Genomic DNA, 16,354 nt, shown 5'->3' with positions numbered 1-16,354 from the left:
GTGCTTAAACAGATGCTTAAAGCATTTACCTTAATCCAATTTTATACTTATACTTAAGCCTTATATAAATACACACTTATGCCTGATTGTATTATATTTATATATTTACAACTAAATTTTTTAACATATATACAGTACAATTATTTAACCTTACCAAGGTATACTTCCCAGTCCTGGTTACAGGTATTTACGTGCATTTGAAGGAAATACTGAAGCGATGGTTTGATGGGTTTGCGGTTAAGCTTAAGCCCTGCCTCTTCGGGGGTGCGGTCGCCTTTGCGGGTATTGCAACGCATGCAGGCCGTAACCAGGTTTAGCCAGTTGGTCTCCCCTCCCCTGCTGCGGGGCATCAGGTGATCCAGGGTAAGGTTCTTGGCTGAGCCGCAATACTGGCAACTGTAGTTATCCCGGCGCATAACGTTGTGCCTGCTGAGCGCAATACCGTAGTATGGCACCCGAACATAATTTTGCAATCGAATAACCGAAGGAACAGGATAAGCGTGGCTTACGGTGCGCAGGAAGGCGCCATTTGACTTGGATACAGTTTCTGCTTTATTCAGGTATACCAGCAGAAAGGCTTTGTGCACAGAACATACAGCAATGGCACTAAAATCTTGGTTAAGGATGAGAACTTTATCTTTCATGGCCAATTCCGTAGCTTATGATAAGCTTTTACGGAAAAAACCGGCCAGGTATAAGATAAGTTTTAGATAAATGCGCTGAAGGCCTAAAAAGAGATACGCTTGATAATGCGAAGGTTATGCGAATAACGTTTCCTGTCTGCATTGTATATGCCGTTGTGGTCTAAGGTATCGATACGCACCTCGCCATGGGCATGCATGATGCGCTGCCCCTCCAGCACGATACCTACATGTATAATGCGGCCTTCGTCGTTAGAGAAGAACGCCAGGTCGCCGGGTTGAGTCTGCGTTACGAAATGCACCTCATCGCCATGCGACACCTGCTGGTACGCATCGCGGGGTAACTGATAACCACAAATGCCAAAAACCTGCTGCGTAAAGCCAGAGCAGTCAATCCCAAAAATAGATTTACCACCCCACAAGTATGGCGCCTTCAAAAAGTTAGAAGCAACTTTAACCAAAGCATCTGAACCAACTGATCCTGAAATGCTTGAATTACCACCTTGATACGTCATCTCAAGCTCCCCGGCACGAATATTCTGCCCATTAAAGAATGGTAAATAGCTGCCAATACCCACCGGAATTCGAGTATCGCCGTAGGTCACAAACTGCAGCAGGTCCATCACCCTCGGGTGGCTGGTATTGGCCCAGTCCTGGAAGTATAAGTTGGAAACGGGATGGTGTTGCTTATGGTCGATCCAGCCCTGGTAACCGTCAGCGGCCAACTGTATGCGCACCCAGTTGCCATCCCTGGCTACCACCTCGTAGCATTCGCCAAAAAGCATCTGTGTTACGATCTCAGCCTTATCAGAAACCTCGGCGCGCATTGGCACCACACTAAGCAAACAAATTCCGTATTCCACGATTTTTTAAATTTTGAATGAGTGATTGAGTGAATGTGTGAATATGTGCGATGTAAAGAATAAGTTATTTATTAAAAGAGCGATTCGCAAAAAATGAAAGTATAACCTCATTAAATTTCTGCAGAAAAAACTCACTCATTCACTCATTCGCACATTCAAGATTCTAATACCCTGCCCTGTCCATTTCGCGTTTAACGTCTTTTTCCTTTATGTCCTGGCGTTTGTCGTAAAGCTTTTTGCCACGGGCAAGGGCTATTTCCACTTTGGCAAAGCCACGGTCGTTAATGAAAATGCGTGTTGGAATAATGGTTACACCCTGTTCCTCTGCCCCGGACTCCAGTTTGCGCAGTTCACGCTTGTTTAAAAGCAGCTTGCGTGGGCGCATGGGCTCGTGGTTATAGTGCGTGCCCTCGGTATAAGTGGAAATGTGCAGGTTATGCAGCCAAAGCTCCCCGTTCGTAAACACACCGTAACCGTCCTGCATATTCACCTTACCCTCCCGGATGGATTTGATCTCCGTACCCTTCAGCATGATGCCGGCGGTATACTTGTCCAGGAACTGGTACTCGAAAGATGCTTTACGGTTAACGATGTTAACGTGCTTCTGAATTCTGTCTTTGTCTTTTGCCATTTATACTTTCTTCGGCGCCAAAATTCTGGCTAATTTTTCTTTCTTCAAAATCTTCTGCCCCGTTTGCCCATCTGCCACCAGCCTGTCTCCTACGGTTGCCTTGTAACTGCAGATCACTTCATGCCCATCATACTTTTCCAGCGTGGCCACAATGGCAATTTCATCCCCCTCAAATGCCGGTGATTTATGATTGATCGTCAGGCTGGTACCTATCCCCTCTTCATCTTCTCCTTTCATCTCCAAAACAAACAACCTACCAGCCCACTCAGCAGCCTGCGCCAGCGAAAAAGTAGAGCAAACCGCATGCACCAGACCATCCTCAAAACGGGCAAAATCTGCTACGGTAACGTGCTTGATGTAGGTACGAGTGTCACCGGGTTTGATAATCGTTGTTCGTTTATCGTTGTTCGTCTTAACCACAGATTAAAATTGATTTGATGGATTAAGTATGATTTAGGTCTTTTTAAAATTTATACTTTACGCAAGCACAAGTAAGCTTGCATATTGTTTTTTTCCAATAACGGGTAAAATACATGCTCCGGTACGATCTGTTTTTAAACTTTATACTTGTTAACTCAATTCGATTAACCCACCCCTAACCCCTCCGAGGAGGGGAATTTTGCTCGTGTAGGTAATTCCCCTCTTGAGGGGGCGCAGGGGTGTGTTCACACCTGCTTGGTGTATCATATTTCGCAACTTGAGTTTATTAATCTAATAATAACCAATCATAAATTAGAGAATCCGATTTAATCATTTAAATCCCCCTTAATCTGTGGTTAAGACGATTAACGAACAACGAATAACTAAAAGCGTAGCCTCGGCTCTGGGCTTACGTACTGGTCTGTGAAATCGCCTTTCAGGTACTGATAGTGCGCTGCCATGGCGATCATGCCGGCATTGTCGGTGCAGTACTGGAATGCCGGGATGTATACGTTCCAGTTATACTTTTGGGCGTAGTCCTGCATGGTTTGCCTTAAACTGGAGTTAGCCGACACCCCACCTGCGATGGCAATCTCTTTTATACCCAGGTCTTTGGCGGCCAGCTTCAGTTTCTTCATCAAGGTCTTGATAAGGGTTTTCTGTACGCTGGCACAGATATCATCAATATTCTCCTCCACAAAATTCGGGTTCTCTTTTACCCTGTCGCGCAGGAAGTATAAAACCGAGGTCTTGATGCCGCTGAAAGAGAAGTTATACTCCGGCATGTTGCCCACCGGGAACTCAAACGCATCGGGGTTTCCCTTTGCTGCCATTTTATCCAGCATAGGTCCGCCAGGGTACGGTAATCCAAGCATTTTGGCCGTTTTGTCGAAGGCCTCGCCCACGGCATCGTCGGTGGTCTGGCCCAGGATCTCCATGTCCAGGTGGTCTTTAACCAGCACTATTTGCGTGTGGCCACCGCTTACCGTTAAACATAGGAACGGAAATTGCGGTTTAGGTTCATCGATGAAGTGAGCAAGGATGTGTGCCTGCATGTGGTTTACCTCAATTAGAGGGATGCCCAGGCCCATGGCAAAGGACTTGGCAAAGGAGCAACCCACCAATAAGGCGCCTAAAAGGCCGGGGCCACGCGTAAAAGCAACTGCATTTAACTCACTTTTATTTACATTTGCTACACGCAATGCCTGGTGTACCACCGGAATGATGTTTTGCTGGTGTGCTCTGGAAGCTAATTCAGGCACAACACCGCCATACTGCTCGTGCACGGCCTGCGTTGTTACTATGTTAGACAATACCTTTCCGCCACGTATAACGGCTGCAGAGGTATCGTCGCAGGAAGATTCGATTGCTAAAATTGTAGGTTCAGTCATTTTTTGGAAAAAGAACAGTCCATAAATTACTTCAAAGTTATAGGAAAAGCTATTCTAAAAATAGTTTTAGGGCTAATCCTGTTCCTTTTGTTGCTGTTTGCGGGTGTTTTTGTGGCTATTCGCTTTCCGGGAGTGCAAACCAAAGTAGTGCAAAAGGTGGCCGCATACTTCTCGGAGCGTCTTAACCACGAGGTAACCATTGGTGGCGTAGACATCTCTTTCTTCAGCAACGTGGTGCTGAAGGATGTGCTGGTAAAAGACTACAAAGGCAACGAACTCTTTTACATTGGCAAAGCCGAGGCCGAGATAGACACCTGGTCCGTCTTTAACCCCAACACCCTGTACATCGGCACCCTTACCCTGGAAGAACCGCGTGCCAGCTTTATAGTATACGAGAAAACCGACTCGCTTAACCTGAGCAGGTTCCTGTCGGCCGTAGGCGACCTTTTTGTAAAAGACACCACCAAACCCTCCGAGCCTTTCAATTTTAGCCTGAACGAACTGGTATTAAAGGACGGCCGCTTTATATACGATGACTTCCGGAAAGCCCCGGCCCCTGAAGGTATGGACTATGCCCACATGACCTTTGCCAACATAAACGGCAGGTTTACCGAACTCCAACTGGAAGACACGCTAAAGGCAACCATCACAAATTTCAGTACTGTAGAGACGCGCTCCAACACCAGACTGCGCAACCTGGATACCCGCATGACCTATGCCCCTACTTTCTGGGAGTGGGACCAGCTGGACCTGCAGGTGAATGAAAGTAACCTGAAGGACTATGTGCGCTTCGATTACGAGACGTTTGGCAATTTTGCAGAGTATAACGACAGTATAGATATGACGGTGCGACTGCAGGACTCCAAAGTATACTTTAAGGACATCGTTGTTTTCGCGCCGCAGATAAAAGAGTACAGCAACGAGGTAATACAGGTAAACACCGTAGACTTTAAGGGTAAGGTAAAGAACTTTACAGCCACAAACGTAGACCTGGAGTATGGCAACGATACCCGCATTGTAGGAAGTATAAGCGCAGACGGACTGCCAAACATAGAGGAAACCTTTGCCAACATGCGCCTCAAGTCCTCTACCATCAATGCCCGTGATATAAAGCGCTTCTTGCCGCAGGATGCATACGAGATAGCCGCACGGCTGGGCACCGTTAGACTCGAAGGCCGCTTTCTGGGTTTTTACAATGACTTTGTATCAAACGGCTCTTTTTCTACAGCCCTTGGCAGTGTGCAGTCCGACATTAACCTGAAGATTGACGACAATACCCGCCGTTCTTCTTACAGCGGCTTCCTGACCACGAACAGCTTTAACCTGGGCAGGCTCCTCAACATCGAGGATCAGATCAAAACGATAAGTATGAGCGGACGCCTGGAGGGAAGCGGCTTTACCTTGCAGGATGCCAATGTGCGTATGGATGCCACCGTGAGCCAGATCCAGATGCTGGGCTACAATTACCAGAACATTAAAGCCGATGGCACCCTGAACAACCAGACTTTCGTGGGCCGCATCTCGGCAAACGACCCCAACCTGATTTTTACCGCCAACGGTGAAGTAGACCTCGCACAGCAGGAACAAGCTTTTAACCTGCTTGCCAGTTTCAGGCGTGTTGACCTGCAGGCCATTGGTCTGTCTGATGCGCCGTTTACGATCAGGGCCAATGCCGACCTGAATTTCCGGGGGCTTAAACTTGATGCCTTTGAGGGCACAGCGCGACTGGACAGTGCTTTTATAAGCTACAAAGGAAAAGACCTTTCCCTGGATACCATCTCTGTTAACTCAGAGATAGCAAACGGCATGCGCAGCCTTAGCCTTAACTCGGATTTGCTGGCCTTGAAAGTGAATGGCAATTTCGATTACACTACTTTAATTGAGGACCTTAAAACTTTGGTGCACGAGTATGAGCTTAATTTTGAAAGCAACGATGCTGCAACCAACGCATACTACGCCCGGAAATCAAGGCAACCAAGCGAGAAGTATGCCTTAAATTATACTATCAACCTGAAAAACCCGCAGCCGCTTCTCAACCTCTTCGTGCCTGACCTTACCATTTCGCCGGATACAAAAGTAGAAGGCGCCTTCCGGCACGAGAACACCGTTATCCTGACGCTTTTCAGCGAGATTGACACCCTGATCTACCAGGACTATGAGCTATACAAGAATGCCGTCGAACTGAACACCTCTAAAATACAGTATAACCCGGACGTACTGGCATCAGCCTTGTTCACCTCGGAGCGCCAGCAACTGCCTGCCGCAGGCCAGACGCAGGACTTTTACCTGGAAGGCATCTGGAGTGAACGTACCATCGACTTCTCGACCAGCATCCGGCAACCGGAGCAAAATAACCGCGCCACCATTACCGGCGACCTTAATTTCTTACAGGACCAGGTGCAGATCGTTTTTGATAAGTCGAACATCACGCTGCAGCAAAATGCCTGGGCCTTTAACCCGGGCAACACCTTATATATAAGCGAAGCAGGCAAAAAGCTTGTGTTTGAGAATTTCTCCATATCTAACAAAAACCAGGTAATACGCGCCGAAGGCGAGATATCAGACTCACCGGATAGCAGGCTGGAGGTAAACGTGGCTAATTTCGACCTTGGCAACCTAAACCCACTACTTGCCATGCCAATTGCCGGCAGACTAACGGGCAGAGTGGTGACCCAGGATGTGTACCAGGACATGAAGCTTGATGGCAGCATGCGCGTGGACTCTTTCAACCTGGATGAAGTATACATTGGCAACGTGGTGGGCAAAACCAACTGGAACAACAGGCTGAAGCAGGCCATTGTAGACCTTGGTATTGAGCGCAACAACAAAAAGGTGCTGACGGTAACGGGTAATTACAATCCTTTTGCCGAAGACGAGCAACTGGACCTGCTGGCCGTGCTGGACCAGGCTAACCTGAAACTGGTGGAACCGGTGCTCAAAGACATCATGTCTGACCTGGAGGGTGAAATGGAAGGCCGCGTGCGCGTACTGGGCAGATTAGGCTATCCGGTTCTGAAAGGCTCCGTGATGGTGACCAACGGCAGGTTTACGTTTGACTACCTGAACACTACCTATACTTTCTCTGACCGGATTTATCTCGACGCCAACAGCATCAGTTTCAGAAATGCACAGCTCAGGGATATTTTTGGCAACAGGGCTACAGTTTCCGGGGGTATAGCGCATGATGGTTTCCAGGATATGGTACTTGATATTGAGGCCCGCTACCGCAATTTCATGATACTGAACACCACCGAGGCGCAGAACGAATTGTTTTATGGTACTGCCTTTGCCACCGGTACAGCCAGCGTACTTGGCCCTACAGATAACCTGCAGGTAAAAGTTGATGCCACCAGTAACGAGAACACCCGCATCGTGCTACCCCTGGATTACCAGACCGACGTAGCCCGAAAAGACTTCATCAGCTTTGTAGAGAAAGCTGGCGCCGACACAACAGGTATGGGACTAGCCGTAGAAGAACGAAAAGTTGACCTCTCGGGCATTAACCTGGACTTTAACCTGGACGTGACCGACAACGCATACTTCGAGATCATCATCGACAGGACAACCGGCGACGTGATCCGGGGCTCAGGTAACGGCGACATACGCATGACCATTGATACGCGCGGTGAGTTTAACATGTATGGCACTTTTGAGATAACTAACGGTGCTTATAACCTGAACCTGTTGGAAGGACTGGTAACACGCGAATTCAAGATCGTGCCGGGTGGCACCATAACCTGGAACGGCGACCCTACGGCCGGGATAATGAATATTACCGCAGAGTATACTCAGTTGGTATCGCTGGAGCCTTTAAACCCATCGCTGTATGCCGGAAGGCGTGAGCCGGTAACCGTTGAGATCAACCTGACTGGTCCGCTGCTTACACCGCAGGTTAACCTTGACCTGAGGGCCGAGCAAAGCGATGCATACTTATTAAGTAGTATAAACAACGATGAGGCAGAGCTAAACCGGCAGGTATTCAGCTTACTGGTGCTGCAGCGTCTTACCCCTCCCGGTTCACTGGCCTTCGACAGCGGCGCTGGAGCCAGCGCGGTGGGTGGCAGTTTGGGTAGCCTGCTTTCAGGGCAGCTTAACAGCTTCTTCAACAGCCTCGACAGCAACCTGGAGATCGATATCGGCCTGTCAGGCATCAACCAGGAGTCGCTTTCCACGCTGCAATTGCGTCTGAGTTATACTTTCTTCCAGGGCAGGCTGCGCGTAACCAACCAGACCGGCTTTGGAAATAACGACGTGAGCGGCCTGAACAGTGGCAACAACTACATCGGAGACTGGTTCCTGGAATACTACATCACACAATCCGGGGAGCTTAGGTTAAGGCTGGAGTATAGCACCACTCCACGCACCTATTTCGATAACAGAACCTCCGTATCGTCGAGGCAAAGGCTAAGCTTGCTGCATACCAAGCGCTTCGACACCCTGGACGAACTCTTTGGCAGCAACCGGCGTGAACGCAAGCAACGTGAACGCGAAATGCAACGTGAGCGCATCATCCTCGACTCTGACCCACGTTTGAATCTATAAGAAAAGGAGGCCCGGAAAGTATAAATCCGGGCCTTTTTGCTTTCCTGTGCCAACGGCCGCTACATTTCTAAATAATATTTCTATTTTTGTGAGGAAGCTAGTAGTATGGCACAAAACATTAAACACGTCAAGAAAAAGAAATTAGGAAGTTACCCGCACCTGATGGTGGTGTTCAGCATCTCCCTTGCCCTGTTTGTAATAGGGTTGTTCGGTTTGCTGCTGATACATGCCGGCAAGCTTTCTGAAAAGGTGAAGGAAAGTATAGAAATGCAGGTGTACCTGGACCGCAACCTGACCGAGGTGCAGCTTACCCGCTTGCAGAAGACCTTTGCCGCCAAAGAATACGTAGCCTTTAAGAACGACACAGCACAGGTGCGCTTCATTTCCAAAGAAGAAGGTGCAAAAGCTTTCCTGGACGAGACTGGCGAAGATTTTATGGAGTTTCTGGGTGATAACCCCTTGCGTGATGCCTACGTGCTCAGAATTGATGCAAACCATTCCAGCTCACCGGAGCTTAAAAGTATAAAACTGGACCTGGAGGATGTTAGTGGCGTGTACGAGGTGCAGTATGTGGAAAGCCTGATCGAGTCCATCAACTCCAACATCGAAAAAATAAGCATGATCCTGCTGGGTTTTGCCGCCATACTTATACTTGTGGTGATCATATTGATAAACAATACGGTTAAACTGGCCCTTTTCTCGCAGCGCTTCCTTATCAGAAGTATGCAGCTGGTGGGCGCCACCTCCTATTTTATACAGCGGCCTTTCCTTAACCGCGCTGCCCTGCAGGGCATGATCAGTGGTGTGGTAGCCTCTATCCTGTTGTTTGGACTGATGCAATACGCTTACCACGAGGTGGAGGAACTGAAATTGCTGCGCAACGATGAGCAGACCTATATTCTGATGGGCGCTCTTGTAGTAATCGGTATTGTGATCGGGTTTCTGAGCTCTTACAGGGCCGTTCGTAAATACCTGGGCTTATCTCTTGATGAACTTTACTAACATGGAAGAAAATAAAAACAGACTTGCCTTTGGCAGAAAGAACTACATTTTTATGCTGATCGGCATCGTGGTGCTTGCCCTTGGCTTTTTCATCATGACACTGGATACAGAGCCTTACGGACTTGGCTTTCTGGGCATCACGCTAGGCCCACTGGTGGTAATGGCAGGCTTTGTAATTGAGCTGTATGCTATTATGGTTAAAGATAAATCACACGAATAAATGAGCATCTGGCAGGCTATTATTTTAGCCATCGTGGAAGGACTCACCGAGTTCTTACCTATTTCCTCTACCGGCCACATGATTATCGCCTCGAGCCTGATGGGCATCAGCGAGTTGCCGATTACCAAGATCTTTACCGTAAACATTCAGTTCGGGGCCATACTTTCGGTGGTAGTGCTTTACTGGCGCCGTTTTGTGCAGGGGTTCGATTTTTACCTGAAACTGCTGGTGGCGTTTATACCGGCGGCCATATTTGGCTTTGCCTTCAATAAAGCCATCGATGCCTTGCTGGAGAGTGTACTGGTAACGGCCATTATGCTGCTGGTTGGCGGTGTTATACTTTTGTTCGTGGACAAGTGGTTCCGAAACGCCGCTAAAGAACACATCAGCTATAAAAACGCATTTATCATCGGTCTGGCACAGTGCATTGCGATGGTACCTGGTGTTTCAAGGTCTGCTGCCTCTATCGTGGGTGGCCTGGCACAGGGTATAAACCGCAAGGCCGCCGCCGAGTTCTCGTTCTTCCTAGCCGTGCCTACCATGCTGGCCGCGTCTACTTACAAGCTGATCACAGATTTGCTTGGCCTGGAAATTTCAGACATTATCAAGTTTGACCTCGTTAAAATAGAGAACAGCTTTGATGTAATAACAGCGGCTGATATACAGCTGCTCTTAATAGGTAATTTTGTGGCCTTTATCGTTGCCATGCTTGCCATCAGCTTCTTCATCAGCTTCCTTACAAAGTATGGCTTTAAGCTGTTTGGCTATTACAGAATTGCTTTAGGCGTGTTGTTGCTGGCCTTGCTGGCGATGGGCGTAGACTTACAGGTAATATAGAAATGGAATACAACTTTGCCGAAGGCGAAATATTACTCATAAACAAACCACTCGACTGGACCTCGTTTGATGTGGTAAAGAAAGTGCGCAACACCATCCGGGTAAAGAAAGTAGGCCATGCCGGCACTTTAGACCCTTTGGCTTCCGGTTTGCTTATACTTTGCACCGGCAAGTATACCAAACGCATCGACGAGATACAGGCACAGGAGAAGGAATATACCGGTTCCATTCGTTTGGGTGAGATAACCCCCTCCTACGACCGTGAGACGGAGGTAACCGAAACCTGCGACATCACTCACCTGACACTGGAAGACATCAATGCAGCCGCGCAGAGCTTCGTGGGTACCATCGAGCAGGTTCCTCCGATTTACTCTGCTGTGATGGTAGATGGCAAACGCGCCTACGACCTGGCCCGCAAAGGAAAGTCCGCCGAACTAAAACCCCGCACCATCACCATCAAGGCATTTGACATCACAAAGGTAGAAGGCGCAGAGTTATACTTCAGGGTAATATGCACCAAAGGCACCTACATCAGAAGCCTGGCACATGACCTTGGACAAAAGCTGGGCTGTGGTGCACACCTTTCATCGCTGGTGCGTACGCGCATTGGTGAGTATAAACTGGAAGATGCCCTTACGATAGAAGACATCCAGGAAATAAGAAAAAAGCAGCTTGAGGCGAATGGAAGTAATTCGTGATATAGCGTCTTTTCCGCAATTAAGCTACCCCGTTGTTACCAGCGGTACTTTTGATGGTGTTCACATTGGCCACCAGAAAATTCTGAGGCGCGTAATAGAGCGTGCAAAAGAAAAGAATGGCCAAAGCGTGGTGATTACCTATTGGCCTCACCCCCGTTTGGTGCTGTTTCCGGAGGATAACAAACTCAAGCTGCTCTCCACCATCGAAGAACGCATTGAGCAGTTGCGCAGCTTTGGCATCGATTACCTTCTCATTATCCCATTCACGAAGGAATTCTCGCGCACCAGTTCACGCACGTTTATTTCCGATATCCTGGTGAAGGCACTGAACACAAAGCTTCTTGTGATCGGGTACGACCATCGTTTTGGTAAAAACCGCGAGGGCAGCTTTGAGAACTTGAAGGCCCGCTCACAGCAGTATGGCTTTGAGGTGGAGGAAATTCCCCGCCAGGACATAGACGACGTAGGCGTTAGCTCTACCAAGATCCGGAAGGCCCTGGAGAGCGGCGACATTGAAACGGCTAATGCATACCTGGGTCGGAAGTATAGCATCACCTCAACGGTTGTAGAAGGAGATAAGATAGGCAGGACCATTGGTTTTCCTACTGCCAACCTGGCCATGCCGGAGGCACCAAAGCTTATACCTGCCAACGGAGTTTACGCAGTACGCGCCTATGTTGACGGCAAGGAATACCCTGCCATGATGAACATTGGCTTACGCCCTACAGTAGCCAGCAAAGCACTTACGCTGGAGGTACACATCCTCAACTTTAACCAGGACATTTACGGCAAAAGTATAAAAGTGGAGTTTGTGGAGCATCTCCGAAACGAGCGTATGTTCAATGGCCTTTCAGAATTAAAAGAGCAATTGGCAAAAGACGAAGCAGAGACACGAAAAGTGCTGCATGTATAAATCATTGTTCAGCAGGATCAAACTGGATCAACTGAATTCCTTTAGAACGTAGAGACGCAACATTTTGCGTCTCTTTTTATTTAATATAAAGTATACGGCCCTTGCCACTCTTAAGAGTTTACAGCATCATCATGACATGTAAGTAGCTTTTTATAATTCTTAAATTGACGGCATTGCCCCTAGGCCCTCCTTTTGTCGAGGGCCTTTCCAAAAAACAAGAGGGGGATTCTTATTTTGCCGGGTCAAACCACCCCTGCCCCTCAGAGCTACGCTCGCAATCTTCGAACTCTCGTTCTCGATTGTCCAAGGAGGGGAATTACATGCTCGAGCAAATTCCCCTCCTCTGAACTTGCCGACACGAGCGTTTTGAGCTAGCGAGCGCAGCTCTTTTGGGATTGGTTATTCGCAACTTGAGCAAATTAGTACCCTGTCACTCCTAATTTTTTATAGTGATGTAATGACTCGTATTGATCCTGGCTCTGACAATTTTCACCTCAATTAAAACCTATTCCACCCAAAAACGAAAAGCCATACATTGTATATGGCTTTTTTTCTATCTAACTTACCCCTATATAAATTTTTTGACTTTAGCGCGTGCTCTGATAGATGCGCAGTATTACAGACTTATACTTTACTGGCATTTATACATCAGCACATTATTTTATTAACACATTTATCTAACTATGATCAATAAAACGGTTAAGAACGCACAGGAGGCGCTGCAGGGCGTAAAAGACGGCATGACCCTGATGCTGGGTGGCTTTGGACTTTGCGGTATCCCTGAAAACGCCATTTCAGAACTGCTGCGCCTGGGTGTAAAAGACCTTACCTGTATCTCGAACAATGCGGGCGTGGATGATTTTGGTATTGGCCTGCTGCTACAAAAACGCCAGGTAAAGAAAATGATCTCCAGCTACGTTGGTGAAAATGCCGAATTCGAACGCCAGTTGCTGAGCGGTGAACTGGAAGTAGAACTGATACCGCAGGGCACACTGGCTGAGCGTATTCGTGCTGGTGGCGCTGGTATACCAGCTTTCTTTACTCCGGCAGGCTATGGCACCGAAGTTGGCGAAGGCAAAGAGAGTCGTGAGTTTAATGGCAAAATGTACCTGATGGAAGAATGGCTGAAAGCTGATTTCGCATTTGTGAAGGCCTGGAAAGGCGACACAGCCGGCAACCTGATCTATAAAGGAACGGCCAGAAACTTTAACCCGATGATGGCCACAGCTGGAAAAATCACAGTAGCGGAAGTGGAAGAACTGGTTCCTGCAGGAGAGTTAGACCCGAACATGATCCACACGCCAGGCATTTATGTGCAGCGCATCTTCCAGGGCGAGAAGTATGAGAAACGCATCGAACAGCGTACTGTGCGAAATATTTGATTTGGAAATTTGAAGATGTGAAAATTTTAATTTATGGATATGCAAAAGGACAATTTAATATTAACTCTTACACTGGACTTTGCTGTTGATGTAATTCTATTTACAGAGGAGTTAGAGTCTAAAAGAAAGTTTGTTATCGCTAACCAAATTTTAAAAAGCGGTACATCGATTGGGGCTAATGTTAGAGAAGCTCAAAATGCCGAGAGCAAAGCTGACTTTATCCATAAATTCAAAATTGCTGCAAAGGAAGTAGAAGAAACTTAATATTGGTTTCTACTCTGCCAACGGGTTCCTTCATACCCAAATCCGACACATCTTCAAGAGAAGTTGGATTCTATAAAAAAGGTAATTTCCAAAATCATTATCAGTTCGAAAAGTAAAAGCATGGGAAAGGATTAAACCTTAATCTTCACATCTTAAAATTTTCAAATCTTCAAATCACGAATAGAATGAGTCTCGATAAACACGGTATAGCGAAAAGAATCGCAAAAGAAGTTAAAAATGGGATGTACGTTAACTTAGGCATCGGCATTCCGACGCTGGTAGCCAACTACCTGCCCAAAGGTGTTGAAGTAGTACTGCAATCGGAAAACGGCTTACTGGGCATGGGCCCCTTCCCTACTGAGGAAGAAGTAGACGCCGATCTGATAAACGCAGGTAAGCAGACAATTACAACCCTGCCAGGTTCTTCTATTTTCAGTTCTGCTGAGAGCTTCGCCATGATTCGCGGCGAACACGTAGACCTGACCATACTTGGCGCCATGGAAGTGGCTGAGAACGGCGATATCGCCAACTGGAAGATTCCGGGCAAGATGGTGAAAGGCATGGGTGGGGCTATGGACCTGGTGGCCTCTGCAAAAAACATTATCGTTGCAATGCAGCACACTGCCCGCGACGGTTCCTCTAAGCTCCTGAAGGAGTGTTCATTGCCAATAACGGGTGTGCAGTGTGTAAAGAAAATTGTTACTGATTTGGCGGTTTTAGAAGTGGTTGAGGGAGGCTTTAAACTGCTTGAGCGTGCACCGGGTATAACAGTTGAAGACATTAAAGCTGCCACTGAAGGCACCCTGATAGTGGAAGGTGATATTCCCGAAATCCAGCTATAGCACATAGCAGTATTTAATAAAGTATAGCCCTGAAACTATGCCTTTTTACCTGACAAAGGCATGTACTAATCGGGGCTTTCTTTACATTATATCAAAACCCTACTTACTACACGTATACAAGGAGCAAGTATAAATTGCGACAGACAAACACATGAGCGAAAGAAACGAGACTAGTTTTGAACATAGGCTTTTACTGCGCCAACTTGAGCTGAAGGATTATAAAGAAGTAAAACAGATCATGGATCTGGTGTACTCTAATATTGATGGCGCCTGGACTCGGAAAGAGTTTTCGAACCTGCTGAAGAAGTTTCCGGAAGGCCAGATATGCATCGAGGACAATGGAACAGTGGTAGCTGCCGCCCTCAGCCTGATAGTGGACTATGATGAGTACGGTGACAAGCATACCTATGACCAGATCATCGACAAAGGCACTTTTAAGTCGCATGACCCTGATGGCGATACATTGTATGGTATAGATGTGTTTGTGCACCCTGAGTACCGCAACCTTCGCCTGGGCCGCCGCCTCTACGATGCCCGAAAAGAGATTTGCGAGAAACTGAACCTAAGGGGCATTATAGCCGGCGGCCGTATACCTGGGTATAAAAATTACGCTGATAAGCTTACGCCGGCCAAGTATATCGAGATGGTGCGCAATAAGGAGCTTTCAGACCCGGTGCTATCATTCCAGCTCAGCAACGACTTCCATGTGCGCAGGATCTTAAAAGGTTACCTGCCCGACGACAGAGACTCTAGGGCATACGCCACCTTACTGGAGTGGATAAATGTGTACTATGAGGAGAAGGAAAAACTGATCGGGGGCAAGAAAACTGTAGTGCGCATTGGTATCGTTCAATGGCAGATGCGCGCCGTAAAGTCCCTGGATGACATGATGCAACAAATAGAGTTCTTCGTGGACACAGTTAGTTCCTACAAATCGGACATGGTGGTCTTCCCGGAGTTCTTCAACGCACCGCTTATGGCGCTAACCAACGAAGAATCTCCTTCAGAGGCTATCCGAAGTATGGCAGAGTATACCGAAGAGATCAGGGAGCGCATGGTGCAGCTGGCATTATCGTACAATATCAACATCATTGCGGGCAGCATGCCGGAGTACTACGATAACAAGCTCTATAACGTGAGTTACCTTTGCCGCCGCGATGGCACCTATGATGCACAGTATAAACTACACGTAACCCCTGACGAATCGCACTACTGGGGCATGCGCGGGGGCCACAAGCTCAAGATTTTTGACACAGATATCGGCAAGATTGGTATCCTGATCTGCTACGACGTAGAATTCCCGGAACTGGCGCGTATGCTCTCCGACATGGACATGAAAATTCTGTTCGTACCATACTGGACCGACACCAAGAACGCCTACCTGCGCGTGCGCCGCTGTGCCCAGGCCCGTGCCATCGAGAACGAGTGCTATGTGGCTATTACAGGCAGCGTGGGAAACCTGCCCCGCGTCGAAAACATGGACATCCAGTACTCACAGTCAGCCGTCTTCTCCCCTTCAGACTTCGCCTTCCCGCACGATGCTGTGGTAGCCGAAGCCACCCCAAACACAGAGATGACACTGATCGCCGACCTGGACCTGGACCTACTGAAGGACCTGAACACAGCAGGCAGCGTACGTAACCTGCGCGACAGACGCAAAGACCTGTATAGCCTGAACTGGGTAACCAGGAAGGAAGAGTAAAAAAGC

15 protein-coding genes are annotated in these 16,354 nt (G+C 47.8%); 10 read left to right on the top strand and 5 right to left on the bottom strand.

Features of this window, described 5'->3' with window-relative positions; genetic code table 11:
• Positions 1-140 precede the first annotated feature (140 nt).
• The 5 genes from AC4BAP_RS07350 to tsaD form a co-directional block, all read right to left on the bottom strand.
• Positions 141-644 (bottom strand): HNH endonuclease, encoded by a 504-nt coding sequence (locus tag AC4BAP_RS07350; protein ID WP_490581975.1) that lies wholly within the window; start codon positions 642-644, stop codon positions 141-143.
• A gap of 83 nt (positions 645-727) precedes the next feature.
• On the bottom strand, positions 728-1,504 hold the full coding sequence (locus AC4BAP_RS07345; RefSeq protein WP_490581974.1) for a C40 family peptidase: 777 nt from the start codon (positions 1,502-1,504) through the stop codon (positions 728-730).
• Between the two features lie 163 nt (positions 1,505-1,667).
• Positions 1,668-2,135: an SsrA-binding protein SmpB gene (gene smpB, locus AC4BAP_RS07340; RefSeq protein WP_490581973.1), complete on the bottom strand. Its 468-nt coding sequence runs from the start codon at positions 2,133-2,135 to the stop codon at positions 1,668-1,670.
• Complete coding sequence (locus tag AC4BAP_RS07335) at positions 2,136-2,555, bottom strand: thioesterase family protein (RefSeq protein ID WP_490581972.1); 420 nt, start codon at positions 2,553-2,555, stop codon at positions 2,136-2,138.
• Between the two features lie 383 nt (positions 2,556-2,938).
• Positions 2,939-3,946 carry a tRNA (adenosine(37)-N6)-threonylcarbamoyltransferase complex transferase subunit TsaD gene (gene tsaD, locus AC4BAP_RS07330; protein ID WP_490581971.1) on the bottom strand — a complete coding sequence of 336 codons (1,008 nt, stop codon included), beginning with the start codon at positions 3,944-3,946 and terminating at the stop codon, positions 2,939-2,941.
• 87 nt (positions 3,947-4,033) lie between these two features.
• Between tsaD and AC4BAP_RS07325 the strand changes: the two genes are divergently transcribed.
• From AC4BAP_RS07325 to AC4BAP_RS07280, 10 genes are all read left to right on the top strand, one after another.
• A complete protein-coding gene (locus tag AC4BAP_RS07325; protein WP_490581970.1) occupies positions 4,034-8,488 on the top strand; it encodes a translocation/assembly module TamB domain-containing protein in 4,455 nt (1,484 codons plus the stop codon).
• Positions 8,489-8,593: 105 nt separating this feature from the next.
• Positions 8,594-9,490, top strand: coding sequence for a cell division protein FtsX (locus AC4BAP_RS07320; RefSeq protein WP_490581969.1), 897 nt, complete (start codon positions 8,594-8,596; stop codon positions 9,488-9,490).
• A gap of 1 nt (position 9,491) precedes the next feature.
• Positions 9,492-9,710: a DUF3098 domain-containing protein gene (locus tag AC4BAP_RS07315; protein ID WP_490581968.1), complete on the top strand. Its 219-nt coding sequence runs from the start codon at positions 9,492-9,494 to the stop codon at positions 9,708-9,710.
• Entirely contained in the window at positions 9,711-10,547 is an 837-nt protein-coding gene (locus AC4BAP_RS07310; protein ID WP_490581967.1) for an undecaprenyl-diphosphate phosphatase, read from the top strand.
• Positions 10,548-10,549: 2 nt separating this feature from the next.
• Positions 10,550-11,245, top strand: coding sequence for a tRNA pseudouridine(55) synthase TruB (truB, locus tag AC4BAP_RS07305; protein ID WP_490581966.1), 696 nt, complete (start codon positions 10,550-10,552; stop codon positions 11,243-11,245).
• Positions 11,229-12,158, top strand: a complete 930-nt coding sequence (locus tag AC4BAP_RS07300; RefSeq protein ID WP_490581965.1) for a bifunctional riboflavin kinase/FAD synthetase — start codon at positions 11,229-11,231, stop codon at positions 12,156-12,158. The genes truB and AC4BAP_RS07300 overlap by 17 nt, the downstream gene beginning before the upstream one ends.
• 683 nt (positions 12,159-12,841) lie before the next feature.
• On the top strand, positions 12,842-13,540 hold the full coding sequence (locus tag AC4BAP_RS07295; protein WP_490581964.1) for a CoA transferase subunit A: 699 nt from the start codon (positions 12,842-12,844) through the stop codon (positions 13,538-13,540).
• Between the two features lie 33 nt (positions 13,541-13,573).
• Entirely contained in the window at positions 13,574-13,804 is a 231-nt protein-coding gene (locus AC4BAP_RS07290) for a four helix bundle protein (protein WP_490581963.1), read from the top strand.
• A gap of 185 nt (positions 13,805-13,989) precedes the next feature.
• The gene (locus AC4BAP_RS07285; protein ID WP_490581962.1) at positions 13,990-14,646 is read left to right on the top strand and encodes a 3-oxoacid CoA-transferase subunit B; all 657 of its coding nucleotides are present in this window, start codon (positions 13,990-13,992) and stop codon (positions 14,644-14,646) included.
• 151 nt (positions 14,647-14,797) lie between these two features.
• Positions 14,798-16,348 carry a GNAT family N-acetyltransferase gene (locus tag AC4BAP_RS07280; protein WP_490581961.1) on the top strand — a complete coding sequence of 517 codons (1,551 nt, stop codon included), beginning with the start codon at positions 14,798-14,800 and terminating at the stop codon, positions 16,346-16,348.
• The last annotated feature ends 6 nt before the right edge of the window (positions 16,349-16,354 follow it).

The sequence above is a fragment of the Pontibacter sp. GD7 genome, from assembly GCF_058216375.1.
The sequence above is the reverse complement of the archived record's forward strand: the minus strand, read 5'-3'. Positions and strand labels throughout refer to the sequence as shown.